Here is a 12,247-nt window from a genome sequence, read left to right on the forward strand (position 1 = left end):
ACGGAGCCGGAAACTTACGAGCGAGACGAAGCCTGACAGCGCCGTCGTCCGCACGAAGCCTCGGGCTCACAGGGACTACCCGCCCTGCCCGCACCTCTCATGCCGACGCTGCCGCGTCCACCGCAAGCCCGGCTCGCGAACATGACGACTTCACGTCGCCCCTCTTGGTGAGCCGGGATGAGCGACACATACGCCGAAACCGAATTTCGGTAAAGTGGAATATTTTTGCGAGCGTGGATTGACAGAGGCCGACACAGGCTCTGTTTTTGGCTGGACGGGCTGTTCAGTCAGCCTCCAGTGCACCCGCCGGTCAGACCTCAGCCGATTGTCCTGAAGGGACTTCGAAGAAGGGAAGCAGGACGATCCAGACAACGCCGCCGCAAGACCTGGATCGCCCTTTCCTTCCGTTCCTCAATCGATTCGAATCCGACGTGACCGGTCGCGCGGCATTGGAGCGGCCGTGCTGAATGCGGTCGAGCAGTCGTCGTCATTCTCACCGTCGAGCAGCGGAGCACCACAGTGCCGGCACATGCGTGCCGACATCGACGACGCCTTGCCGCTCGCCAGGACCTGGCGATAGTTCGCGAGGTCGATGACGTTGCGGGGCGACGTTATGTGTTTTTCAACCATGGTTGTTCCTCGCGGCTACGCACTGCTTATCGCAGACAAGTTTCGCGCAAACGTTCAGCCCACCGCTCAAATTTTACCGGAGGAATTGCGGCACGGCGAACCCATCACCGCGCTGCCTCAATCCCGATCTATTCTGCGACACGATTCATCGTGTCTGTGCGACCGGCGTAAGGTCTCGGTCACTATTTTTCAAGCGCGACCAGATCAGAGCCACTTCTTCCACTTGAAGATCCAGTACGGGACGATGGCGGCGATCAGCATCATCACCAGTGCAAACGGATAGCCGTGCGTCCACTCCAGTTCCGGCATCGACTTGAAATTCATGCCGTAGATCGAGGCGATCAGCGTCGGCGGCATCAGGACGACGGCCATCACCGAGAACAGCTTGATGATGTTGTTCTGCTCGAGATTGACGACGCCGAGCATGGCGTCGAGCACGAAGGTGATCTTGCTGGAGAGATAGGAGGCATGGTCGGTCAGAGAGGAGACGTCGCGCTGCATGGTCTTGAGCTGCTCGCGCATGTCCTTCGACCATTTCACCCCCTCCACCACCGCCGAGAGGAAGGCGACGACGCGGCCGATCGAGACGAGGCTCTCGCGCACCTTGGAGGTCAGGTCGCCCTTTCGGCCGATCGAGATCAGGATCTGGGAATATTGCTTGGCGTGACCGTGGCGCTCGCTCTCGGGCTCGAAGATGTCGTGGCTGACTTGGTCGATCTCGGCACCGCAGCGCTCCAGGATGTCGGCGCAGCGGTCGATCACGGCGTCCAGCAACTCCATCAGCACCATCTCGCCGGTGATGGAAGGCGTGCAGGAGCGGGCGAGCTTGGCCTCGACCAGGGCGAACGGCTTTGGCAGTTCGTAACGCACCGTCACCAGGCGGTGGTCGCCGAGGATGAAGGTCACCGCCGTGGTCCGGGGCATGTCGGTATCGGAGTGGCACATCAGCGTCGCGGTCATGTAGCGCGCGCCGTTCTCGATATAGAGGCGGCTGGAGATCTCGATCTCCTGCATGTCTTCCCGGGTCGGGATGGCGATGCCAGCAAGCCGCTCGACCGCCTTGTCCTCGGCCGCGGTGGGATTGACGAGATCGATCCAGACCGCGCTTTCGGGCAACGCGGTGAGATCTTCGATGACAGCCTTCTTCAGGACGGACTCGGAGGGAACAAACACCGAAAACATGCACAACTCCAGAGAACCTGCGACAGAATGACAGCCCTTAGCGCGATTCTGACAAGTTCACGATGACAACCACATTAACGGAGCGTTGGCATTTGTGGCGACGCCATGGCTCAACTGTGGCCCGGAATCGACAGTCCGGCCATCTCGGCCCAAAAATCTTCACCTGGCCGCAAAACTTGCGGCAGAAAAGCCACAGCTCGGGTCTCGCAGCGCGGGATAAGCCCTTCCGTGCTGGAATTGTGGCAGATTTCAACGATAATGGGATTAACGGAGTCGAGGAACTTGGGCGGTAAGCTCAGGCCTTCTGCACGGTATTGCTTTGATTGGAACCAAATCATGTCGTCGCTGAAAGTTAAGTTGGGAATTCTGGCCGCCGGCCTGATGCTGTCGGGCTGCATGCAGGCCACGCATTTCGAGGCGACCGACACGAAGGCCTTCAAGCCGAAGGACAAGGAACTGCTCGCCAAGGTCCGGTACGAGAACACCCCGGTTGCCGAGCCCTTCCGCCGCGCCATTGTCGATTACCACCGCAAGGAATCGCCGGGCTCGATCGTGGTCGATTCCGACAACCATTACCTCTATTACGTGCAGGAGGGCGGCAAGGCGATCCGTTACGGCATCACCGTCGGCGAAGAGGCCATGGCCTGGTCGGGCATCGCCAAGGTGGGCAGCAAGACCGAGTGGCCGGCCTGGCACCCCACTCCCGGCGAAATTTCGCGCCTGGGCGTGCCGACTTATGTCGCACCCGGTCCGGACAATCCGATGGGCTCTCGCGCGATCTACCTTTATTCCGGCGGCAAGGACACGTTGTTCCGCATCCACGGCACCAACCAGCCGGAATATATCGGCGCCTCGATCTCGTCAGGCTGCATCCGCCTGACCAACGAGGACGCGATCGATCTCTATGATCGCGTCAAGGTCGGTACCCTCGTCGTGGTGCTCGAGCCGAAGCACGGCGACTCGCCCTACAATTCGCGGCTGGCGCTCGGCGGCAGCCAGACCGGCCAGGCCGGCAGCTACTGATCGCCTGCTGATCTCCGAGATCCAAAAGCGCCGGTTTCACCGGCGCTTTTTTGTTGCCGGCTTGTGCGGCTGGGACTTGCCGGCATCGGCCGCCGGCTTCTCCGCCGCCTCGTCGTCGGCTCCTTCCTTGGTCTCGGACTTGGTCTCGGATTTGGCGGCGACCTCGCGCGGCGGCGCCTCCTCGGGGCGCTCCGCCGGCAGCAGCGGGGCGATTTGCGGCAGGGGATCCCAGACGTTCCACTGGCAGATCCGGTAATCGTTGCGCCGCTGCGCGAGATCGAGATGGATATGGTCCTCATGGTACCAGTCCGAGCCCGGGCCGAGCACGGTGGAAAATCGTGAGCAGACCGAATGCAGCACGCGCTCGCGCACCTCGCGCGGCATGGTCCGGTCGGTGAGGCCGATCGACTGCCCGTTGGCCAGCTTGATGCCCCGGACGTCGAGGGCGTTGGCCTTGCCGTGCTCGGACAGCAGCGCGCCGGCGACGCGGTTGCGTCCCCGGCATTCGAAGCTGTCGAAATTGTCGAGTTCGCCAATGGTCGAGCCGAGGCTAGTGGCCAGCGGCGCCATGTCCTTGCGCAGCCAATCGGCGATCGCAGAGGCCATGGTGCAGCGAAGGATCGCCGCCGGCTTGACCGTCACCTTGCGCTTATCCGGCAGCACGATGGCTTCCAGCCGCACCAGATCCTCGCCGCCGCAGGCGCCGGGGCCGCGGATATCCGGAATGGAGGGCGCGATCGCGATCTCCTCCGTCAACGCCAGACGGCAGGCGGAGACCGGCTTCTCGGGCGGTGCCGCGGCCTCGGCGGGCTTGTCGGCGCCGGGCTTGTCCGCGGGAGGCTTGCCGTCCGGCTCAGGCGGGGCCTCGCCAGAGGCCTTGGGCGCCTCCTCGGGGCGCGGTCTGGGGAGCGGGATCCTTGCGGAATGAACCACGGGGCGCGGCCGTGGTGCCGCGATACCGAAGATATCCAGCGGGGATGTATATTTTCGCGCCTCTGCCCTCTCGGCGAGCACCAGCGACAGCCCGAGCGCAGCGGTAACCATTGCCGCGCCAGCGGACATATAGCCGCGACAAGACCATTTGCGGCGAAAGTCCGGCACGCTAAAACCCATGGCAATCTTTGGCCCAACGCTGAGAGCGACAACGCGCCCAGCGACTTCCCGGAGGAACGTCGGAATGCTTGGTTTGATGCAAGATTGGCCCCTGCTCTGCCACCGGATCATCGAACACGCCGCCAAAATTCATGGCAAGCAGGAGGTGGTCACGCGCTCGGTCGAGGGACCGATCCATCGCACCACTTACGCTGAAATCCACAAGCGCGCGCTCAAGGTCTCGCAGGTGCTGGATCGCGAGGGCATCAAGCTCGGCGACCGTGTCGCGACGATCGCCTGGAACACCTGGCGCCATCTCGAAGTCTGGTACGGCATCATGGGGATCGGCGCCATCTGCCATACCGTCAATCCCCGCCTTTTCCCCGAGCAGATCGCCTGGATCATCAACCATGCGCAGGACCGCATCGTGATGACCGACATCACCTTCGTTCCGGTCCTGGAGAAGATCGCCGACAAGCTGACGAGTGTGGAACGCTACGTCGTGCTGACCGACAAGGCGCATATGCCCGAGACCACGCTGAAGAATGTCGTCGCCTACGAGGACTGGATTGCGGAGGCCGACGGCAAATTCAAATGGAAAGACTTTGACGAGAACACGGCGGCCGCGATGTGCTACACGTCCGGCACGACGGGCGATCCGAAAGGTGTGCTGTATTCGCATCGCTCCAACGTGCTGCATGCGCTGATGGCCAACAATGTCGATGCGCTCGGCACCAGTGCGTCCGAGACAATGCTGCCGGTGGTTCCCCTGTTCCATGCCAACAGCTGGGGCATCGCGTTCTCCGCCCCCTCGCAGGGCACCAAGCTGGTCATGCCCGGCGCCAAGCTCGACGGTGCCTCGGTCTATGAATTGCTCTCGACCGAGAAGGTGACGCACACCGCAGGCGTGCCGACGGTGTGGCTGATGCTGCTGCAGCACATGTCCGCCAACAATCTCAAGCTGCCCGACCTGAAGATGGTGATCTGCGGCGGCTCGGCGATGCCGCGCTCGATGATCAAGGCCTTCCTCGACATGGGCTCGAACGTGCGCCACGCCTGGGGCATGACCGAGATGAGCCCGATCGGCAGCGTCGCGGCGCTGAAGCCGCCGTTCCAGAACGCAACCGGCGAAGCCCGGCTCGACGTGCTGCAGATGCAGGGCTATGCGCCCTTCGCGGTCGAGATGAAGATCACCGACGATGCCGGCAAGGAGCTGCCCTGGGACGGCAAGACGTTTGGCCGCCTCAAGGTCTCCGGGCCCGCCGTCGCCAAGGCCTACTACCGCGTCGACGCCAACATTCTCGACGAGGACGGCTTCTTCGACACCGGCGATGTCGCGACCATCGACGAGGCCGGCTACATGCGGATCACCGACCGCTCCAAGGATGTGATCAAGTCCGGCGGCGAGTGGATCTCCTCGATCGAGCTGGAAAATCTCGCGGTCGGCCACCCCGCCGTGGCCGAGGCCGCCGTGATCGGCGTCTACCACCCGAAATGGGACGAGCGGCCGTTGCTGATCGTGCAGCTCAAGCAGGGCCAGCAGGCCAGTCGCGAGGACATTCTCAAATACATGGACGGCAAGATCGCCAAATGGTGGATGCCCGACGACATCGCTTTCGTCGACGGCATCCCGCACACCGCCACCGGCAAGATCCTGAAGACGGCGCTGCGCGACCAGTTCAAGGATTACCGCTTCCCGAACGCGGCGGCGTAACTGCCTCACGCGTCATTCCGGGGGCGATGACTGCATCGCCCCCGGGATGACGGGCAGTAACAACCCGGACTCCCTTGAATTTGCCTCCGGGCCGTGGTCTCAACGGCGCATCGTCGCGCCAGATCGGCCGGCACCGCCCAAAAGACCCCGGCAGAGCTCACCCGATGGCCCGCAGGTTTTCCGCTCCCTATCAGTCGGAGCCCGTGTCCAGTCTCGCGAGCTGGGCGCGCAATCTGGCCGTGTTCGCGGTGGTGGCGGTGGTGGTGTCGATCGTCATCGTCCGCTTCGATTTCCTGGAGCCGAAGCCGGCGCTTGCGACCTTCTTCGGCGGGCTCGCGATATCGGGCCTGTCGATCCTGTTCGGGCTCGCCGGCTTTGCCGCGATCTGGCAGAACGGCTCGCGCGGCATGGCGCGCATCCTGCTCGCGTTCCTGATCGACGGCGCGATCCTGGCCTATCCCGCCTATCTGGCCCTGCAATATCGCAAGCTGCCGCCGATCTACGACATCACCACCGACCCGATCGATCCGCCGCGTTTCGACGCGCTGGCGCGTCTGCGCACCGGTGAGGGCAACAACACCGCGGTCTATGCCGGTCTCTATTCGGCGGAGCAGCAGCGCCACTTCTACCCTGATATCGAGCCCGTCGAGCTCGAGATTTCCGTCGACCGCGCCTATGCGATCGCGCTCCAGCTCGTCAACAAGCGCAAATGGATCGTCATCGACGAGCGCGCACCGCAGCCGCCGCGCCGCATCGGCCGCATCGAGGCGGTGGCGCGCACGCCGATCATGGGGTTTCGCGAGGACATTTCCATCAGGTTCGTGCCTGATGGCGACGATTCCCGTGTCGACATCCGCTCGGCCTCGCGCAATTTCGACAGAGATCTCGGCACCAATGCCGCCCGCGTCAAGAAATTCATGGACGATCTCAACACCGCCGCCGATGCCGACGCGCTCAAGCCGGTGAAGAAGACCCCGGTGGCACCGCCGAAGGCGCCGGCGAAGACGGTGAAGAAATAGGCCCAGCCGTCATTCCGGGGCGTGCGAAGCACGAGCCCGGAATTTATCGACCAGTGTGCGGCCCGATGAATTCTCAGGTGCGCAATTGCGCACCATAGTTCTCGCCTCGCGAGCCACGGAATGACGAGGTTAGTTTGCCATCCGATACGTCCCGCCAATCACGGGATCGCCGTCGGTCGCCACGATACCGCGGGCAACCAGATCTTCCAGATGCGCCAGCACGGAATAGCCGGCCGCCGTCGTCAGCCTCGGATCGATACCGATATAGATCGCGCGGACCATCGTGGGGATGTCGGTCTCGCCCTTGGCGAGGCGGTGCAGGATCGAGGCCTCGCGCGCCTTGCGGTGGCGGATCAGGAAGCGCACGAAGCGCTGGCCGTCGGGAATCTCGGGGCCGTGGCCGGAGAAATAGAGATCCTCCTCGCGTGCGGCGAGCCGGTCGAGCGAGTCCATGTAGTCGATCATCGAGCCGTCGGGCGGCGCCACGATCGAGGTGGACCAGCCCATCACGTGATCGCCGACGAAGTTGAACTTTCGCTCCAGCCAGGCGAACGCCAGGTGATTGGCGGTGTGGCCCGGCGTCGCCACGGCCTCGAGCCGCCAGCCGTCGCCTTCGACGACGTCGCCATGCGCGATCCTCACATCGGGCACGAAGTCGCGATCGGAGCCTGATTCCGGAGTGTGCTTCTCGCTCTCGAAACGCGGGCGCGAGGCGCGGTGCGGGCCCTCGGCATAAACCGGCGCGCCGGTCGCCTGCTTGATCCGCGCCGTGTTCGGCGAATGGTCGCGGTGAGTGTGGGTGACGAAGACGTGGCTCACCGTCTCGCCGCGCACGGCATCGAGCAGCGCAGCCGCATGGGCCTCGTCGTCCGGACCGGGATCGATGATCGCAACATTGCCCCGGCCTACGATGTAGCTGACCGTGCCGGTGAAGGTGAACGGGCTCGGATTGTTGCAGAGCACGCGGCGCACGCCGGGCCGGACTTCCTCGACGACGCCGGCTTTCAGCGGAAAGTTGCGGTTGAACGGGACGTCGTCATTGTCGGACATGGGACTTCCTGTACGTGCCGCCAACACTCTCTGCGGTCATACCCCGCGATGGCGGGGTATCCAGTACGCCGTGGCGTCCGAGGTGAAGGCGAGGTCTCTGGAATACTGGATCGTCCGCCCCAGTGCGCAACTACGCACAAGGCGGACGATGACAGCGGAGCAAGGCAGCCACCAGGGAATTCCGCGGCGACTAAAAGAACGCCTGAATGCCCGTGATGGCGCGGCCGAGGATCAGCGCGTGGACGTCGTGAGTGCCCTCGTAGGTGTTGACCGTCTCGAGGTTATGGACATGGCGCATGACGTGGTACTCGGCCGAGATGCCGTTGCCGCCGTGCATGTCGCGCGACACGCGGGCGATGTCGAGGGCCTTGCCGCAATTGTTGCGCTTCATGATCGAGATCATCTCGGGCGCGAACTTGCCTTCGTCCATCAGGCGGCCGACACGCAGCGAGCCTTGCAGACCGAGCGCGATCTCGGTCTGCATGTCGGCGAGCTTCTTCTGCACCAGCTGGGTCGCGGCCAGCGGCTTGCCGAACTGCTTGCGGTCGAGCGTGTACTGGCGCGCGCGATGCATGCAATCCTCGGCCGCGCCGAGCACGCCCCAGGAGATGCCGTAGCGGGCGCGGTTGAGGCAGCCGAACGGACCCTTGAGGCCGGAGACGTTGGGCAGCAGCGCGTCTTCGGGAACGACGACGCCGTCCATCACGACCTCGCCGGTGATCGAAGCGCGAAGCGACAGCTTGCCGCCGATCTTCGGTGCGGACAGGCCCTTCATGCCCTTCTCCAGCACGAAGCCGCGGATCTGGTTGTCGTGCGCGGCCGACTTGGCCCAGACCACGAACACGTCGGCGATCGGCGCGTTCGAGATCCACATCTTGCTGCCGGTGAGGCGATAGCCGTCCGCGACCTTCTCGGCACGCGTCTTCATGCCGGCCGGATCCGAGCCGGCATCCGGCTCGGTCAGGCCGAAGCAGCCGACCCACTCGCCGCTGGCGAGCTTCGGCAGGTATTTCTTGCGCTGGTTCTCGTCGCCATAGGCGTAGATCGGGTACATCACCAGCGAGGACTGCACCGAGTTCATCGAGCGATAGCCGGAATCGACCCGCTCGATCTCGCGCGCGACGAGGCCATAGGCGACGTAGCTCGCGTTGGCGCAGCCATATTCCTCCGGCAGCGTGATGCCGATCAGGCCGAGCTCGCCCATCTCGTTGAAGATCTCGCGGTCGGTCTTCTCCTCGAGATAGGCCTTGGTGACGCGCGGCATCAGCTTGTCCTGGGCGTAGGCACGGGCGGTGTCACGCACCATGCGCTCGTCTTCGGTCAGCTGCTCGTCGAGCAGGAACGGATCATCCCACTGGAAAGAAGCCGCAGCCGGCTTGTCCTTGGCCTGGGGGCGCACGCTCATGAAACGTCCTTTCGTCTGGTTCCGTCAAATTTGCCCGACAAACTAAAGCGCCGCGGCAACAAGTGCAATTGCATCCTGATTCGGTCATTCCGGGGCGCGCGACGGCGCGAGCCCGGCAACGGCGGAGTCAGCTTTCGAGCTGCTCGTTGGCGACGATCTCGATGCCGAAGCCCGACAGGCCTTTGTAGTCGTGCACCGAGGAGGTCAGATGCCGGATCGAGGTGACGCCGAGGTCGCGCAGGATCTGCGCGCCGACGCCGACCTCGCGCCACTGGCGGTTGCGGTCGGCTTCCGACGCAGACTCGTCCGGCAGCGCCGCCACGGGAACGCCGGCCGCACCGTCGCGCAAATAGACCAGCACGCCACGGCCGGACTTCTTGAAATGCTCGAGCACGGCCGCCATGCGCTTGTGGCCGGTGAAGATGTCCTTGACGATGTTCGGCTTGTGAAAGCGCGTCAGCACGTTCTTGCCGTCGCCGACGCCGTTGTAGACGAACGCGACGTGGGCGATGGAATCGAACGGCGAACGATAGGCATAGCCCTGCAAGGGACCGATCGGGCTTTCGGTGACGAAGGTCGAGACCCGCTCGATCAGCTTCTCGCGCGCCTGGCGGTAGGCGATCATGTCCGCGATGGTGACGTGCTTGAGCTTGTGCTTGGCCGCGAACTGGGCGACCTGCTCGCCCTTCATCACGCTGCCGTCATCGTTCATCAATTCGCTGATGACACCGACCGGCGGCAGGCCGGAGAGCTTGCAAAGATCGACCGCGGCCTCGGTATGGCCCGAGCGCAGCAGCACGCCGCCGTCCTTGGCGATCAGCGGGAAGATGTGGCCCGGGCGTGCGAAATCATTGGCGCCGGCATTGGGATTGGACAGCGCGCGGCAACAGGAGGCGCGCTCCTCGGCCGAGATGCCGGTGCCGCCGTCGGGCTTGTAGTCGATCGACACCGTGAACGCCGTGGTGTGCGCGGAATCGTTGTGGGCGACCATCGGATCGAGCCGCAGCCGACGCGCGTCCTCGGAGGTCACGGGCGCGCAGACGATGCCGGAGGTGTGGCGGATGATGAACGCCATCTTCTCGGCGGTGCAGAGCGAGGCGGCGACGATGAGGTCGCCCTCGCCCTCGCGGTCGTCGTCGTCGGTGACGACGACGAGCTCACCCCGGGCAAAGGCCTGCAAGACTTCCTGGACGCTATCGGGCATGTCCCAATCTCTATCGGTTATGAGCGGGAGGCTTAGCCGGACTTGGGCCGGGGCGCTAGTGTCCTGGACGCAACCGCATATGCCGCGGGCAGGCCTGCCAAGGTCGGACGGGCTTGCACCGAAGATACCAGGGATTTCCGGCGCTCGTCAGGGCAGCACTTCGCGGCGCTCGCCGAGCCGCTGGTCGAGCTCGGCGCGCTTGTCGGCGAGCAGGCCGGCCTGCGCGGCCTCGATCACGGTAAACAGTTCATGAGCGTCGCTGAGCCGGGTCACGGTGACATAGCTGGCGCCGGCCGCATAGAGCTCCTCCACGTCCGACAGCAGATCGGCCGTGGCAACGATCATGGCGGTGGGATTCAGGGTGCGGACGTGGCGGACCAGCTTCTCGTTGCTGGCGCCCTTCAGCAGCGAATCCGGGACGCTGAGGATGATCATCTCGGACTTGCCGACCCCGGCATGGAGCAGCGTATCCGCGCTGCTGATGTCGCCATAGATCACGTGCAGGCCGCGCGACAACAACGTCTGGTACACATTGGGATTGAAGTCGATCACCGTGATCTGCTCCAAGAGCACCGGCGCTTGCCGTTCGATCTCGGCCAGCAGCGCGCTCGCCGCACGGAAAAAGCCGAGGATGACGATACGGCGGGCCTCACCATGGCCGCCCTCGTGCCCCTCCTCCCCGTGGCCGTTGCCGTGGTCGAGATCGCGCAGGCCGATCCGCTTCAGGGGGCCGATCGCCCAGCGGGTGATCTCGTCGCTGCGGCTCATCGCGAAGGTCGAGAGCACCGCGAGCACCACGAAGGCGAAGGAGGCGGCATTCGCCGTCTGCGCTGCGATATGGTGATCGTTGACGCCGGTCTGGATCACCACCAGCGAGAACTCGGAGATCTGCGCGAGGTTCAGCGCCGGCAACAGGCTGGCGCGCAGGCCCTGCTTCATCAGGTAGAGCGGCGTGAAGGTGGTGACGAGGCGGCTGACCACCGTGAAAGCCGCGATCATCAGCGCCAGCCCGATCACGGAGAGGCCGGGTACGGGAATGGTCATGCCGAGCGCGACGAAGAACAGCGTGATGAAGAAGTCCCGCAGCGTGGTGACCTTGGCGGTGACGTCGAGTGCATAGGGAAAGGTCGAGAGCGAGACGCCGGCGATCAGGGCGCCCATCTCGCGCGACAGCGACAGCCGCTCGGCGGTCTCGGCCACGAGAAAGCACCAGGCCAGCGCGCCGAGCAGGATCAGTTCGGGCCGCCGGGCGATCTGGTGGAACACGCGCGGCAGCACGTAGCGGCTGACCAGCAGCGCCGCCGCAACCAGCACCGCAACGCGGCCGATCGAGAGCAGGATGACGCTGACTTCCAGATTGGCAAGGCTCGGCTGCACCGCCAGGAACAGGATGGCGAAGATGTCCTGGAGCACCAGCACGCCGAGCGTGATGCGCCCCGGCAGCGTGTCGAGCTCGCGCTTCTCGTAGAGCACCTTGACGATGATCACGGTGCTCGACAGCGCGCAGGCGACGCAGAGATAGACCGCATCGAAGTGCCCGCCGCCGAGCGACAGGCCGATGCCGACGAAGAACAGGACCCCGAGCAGGCAGCCGCCGAGCAGCTGGCCGCCCGCCGCGAACAGGATCACCTTTCCCGCCCGCACGATCTTCTTCAGGTCGATCTCCAGCCCGATCATGAACAGCATGAAGATCAGGCCGAGCTCGGAGATGACGCTGATCGATTCCTGCGAATGGACCCAGCCGGCGCCGAATGGACCTATGCAGAAGCCGGCGATAAGATAGGCCAGGATCAACGGCTGCCGGGTGAAATGGGCGAGCAGGCCCAGCATCCAGGCAAACAGAATACAGAGAGTGATGTCGCGAATGAGCTCGTGCATACCAAATTGGTCCGTTTTGCCGCACCCTAGAGACAGGGTGCGGCGCGGCA

Annotated in this window: 10 protein-coding genes; 3 read left to right on the forward strand and 7 right to left on the reverse strand. The window is 64.3% G+C overall.

What is annotated here, in order from left to right; genetic code table 11:
* Window positions 1-411: 411 nt before the first annotated feature.
* Complete coding sequence (locus tag C7G42_RS34195) at window positions 412-630, reverse strand: hypothetical protein (RefSeq protein WP_094975513.1); 219 nt, start codon at window positions 628-630, stop codon at window positions 412-414.
* Window positions 631-834: 204 nt separating this feature from the next.
* Window positions 835-1,812: a magnesium transporter CorA family protein gene (locus tag C7G42_RS34200; RefSeq protein WP_094975514.1), complete on the reverse strand. Its 978-nt coding sequence runs from the start codon at window positions 1,810-1,812 to the stop codon at window positions 835-837.
* Window positions 1,813-2,148: 336 nt separating this feature from the next.
* On the opposite strand from C7G42_RS34200, the gene C7G42_RS34205 reads away from it, so the two are divergent.
* Window positions 2,149-2,835, forward strand: a complete 687-nt coding sequence (locus C7G42_RS34205) for a L,D-transpeptidase (protein WP_106953226.1) — start codon at window positions 2,149-2,151, stop codon at window positions 2,833-2,835.
* Between the two features lie 36 nt (window positions 2,836-2,871).
* On the opposite strand, the gene C7G42_RS34210 is transcribed toward C7G42_RS34205, so the two are convergent.
* Complete coding sequence (locus C7G42_RS34210) at window positions 2,872-3,948, reverse strand: extensin family protein (protein ID WP_106953227.1); 1,077 nt, start codon at window positions 3,946-3,948, stop codon at window positions 2,872-2,874.
* Window positions 3,949-4,012: 64 nt separating this feature from the next.
* Between C7G42_RS34210 and C7G42_RS34215 the strand changes: the two genes are divergently transcribed.
* Together C7G42_RS34215 and C7G42_RS34220 are read left to right on the forward strand one after the other, a co-directional pair.
* Window positions 4,013-5,641 (forward strand): fatty-acid--CoA ligase, encoded by a 1,629-nt coding sequence (locus C7G42_RS34215; protein WP_106953228.1) that lies wholly within the window; start codon window positions 4,013-4,015, stop codon window positions 5,639-5,641.
* 164 nt (window positions 5,642-5,805) lie between these two features.
* The gene (locus C7G42_RS34220; protein WP_106953229.1) at window positions 5,806-6,660 is read left to right on the forward strand and encodes a DUF1499 domain-containing protein; all 855 of its coding nucleotides are present in this window, start codon (window positions 5,806-5,808) and stop codon (window positions 6,658-6,660) included.
* Between the two features lie 129 nt (window positions 6,661-6,789).
* Here the strand turns inward: C7G42_RS34220 and C7G42_RS34225 are convergent, their stop codons facing one another.
* The 4 genes from C7G42_RS34225 to C7G42_RS34240 form a co-directional block, all read right to left on the reverse strand.
* Window positions 6,790-7,710: an MBL fold metallo-hydrolase gene (locus C7G42_RS34225; protein ID WP_106953230.1), complete on the reverse strand. Its 921-nt coding sequence runs from the start codon at window positions 7,708-7,710 to the stop codon at window positions 6,790-6,792.
* Between the two features lie 190 nt (window positions 7,711-7,900).
* Window positions 7,901-9,115, reverse strand: coding sequence for an acyl-CoA dehydrogenase (locus C7G42_RS34230; RefSeq protein WP_106953231.1), 1,215 nt, complete (start codon window positions 9,113-9,115; stop codon window positions 7,901-7,903).
* Between the two features lie 127 nt (window positions 9,116-9,242).
* On the reverse strand, window positions 9,243-10,319 hold the full coding sequence (gene ribB, locus C7G42_RS34235) for a 3,4-dihydroxy-2-butanone-4-phosphate synthase (protein ID WP_106953232.1): 1,077 nt from the start codon (window positions 10,317-10,319) through the stop codon (window positions 9,243-9,245).
* 147 nt (window positions 10,320-10,466) lie between these two features.
* Window positions 10,467-12,197 (reverse strand): cation:proton antiporter domain-containing protein, encoded by a 1,731-nt coding sequence (locus C7G42_RS34240; RefSeq protein WP_106953233.1) that lies wholly within the window; start codon window positions 12,195-12,197, stop codon window positions 10,467-10,469.
* Between the last annotated feature and the right edge of the window lie 50 nt (window positions 12,198-12,247).

Source organism: Bradyrhizobium sp. MOS003, assembly GCF_003020125.1.
In the GTDB taxonomy this organism is placed as follows: domain Bacteria; phylum Pseudomonadota; class Alphaproteobacteria; order Rhizobiales; family Xanthobacteraceae; genus Bradyrhizobium.

Coding starts and splice junctions, on each gene's coding strand:
- C7G42_RS34195 (WP_094975513.1), bottom strand. CDS start 630: ATGGTTGAAAAACACATAACGTCGCCCCGCAACGTCATCGACCTCGCG.
- C7G42_RS34200 (WP_094975514.1), bottom strand. CDS start 1,812: ATGTTTTCGGTGTTTGTTCCCTCCGAGTCCGTCCTGAAGAAGGCTGTC.
- C7G42_RS34205 (WP_106953226.1), top strand. CDS start 2,149: ATGTCGTCGCTGAAAGTTAAGTTGGGAATTCTGGCCGCCGGCCTGATG.
- C7G42_RS34210 (WP_106953227.1), bottom strand. CDS start 3,948: ATGGGTTTTAGCGTGCCGGACTTTCGCCGCAAATGGTCTTGTCGCGGC.
- C7G42_RS34215 (WP_106953228.1), top strand. CDS start 4,013: ATGCTTGGTTTGATGCAAGATTGGCCCCTGCTCTGCCACCGGATCATC.
- C7G42_RS34220 (WP_106953229.1), top strand. CDS start 5,806: ATGGCCCGCAGGTTTTCCGCTCCCTATCAGTCGGAGCCCGTGTCCAGT.
- C7G42_RS34225 (WP_106953230.1), bottom strand. CDS start 7,710: ATGTCCGACAATGACGACGTCCCGTTCAACCGCAACTTTCCGCTGAAA.
- C7G42_RS34230 (WP_106953231.1), bottom strand. CDS start 9,115: ATGAGCGTGCGCCCCCAGGCCAAGGACAAGCCGGCTGCGGCTTCTTTC.
- ribB (WP_106953232.1), bottom strand. CDS start 10,319: ATGCCCGATAGCGTCCAGGAAGTCTTGCAGGCCTTTGCCCGGGGTGAG.
- C7G42_RS34240 (WP_106953233.1), bottom strand. CDS start 12,197: ATGCACGAGCTCATTCGCGACATCACTCTCTGTATTCTGTTTGCCTGG.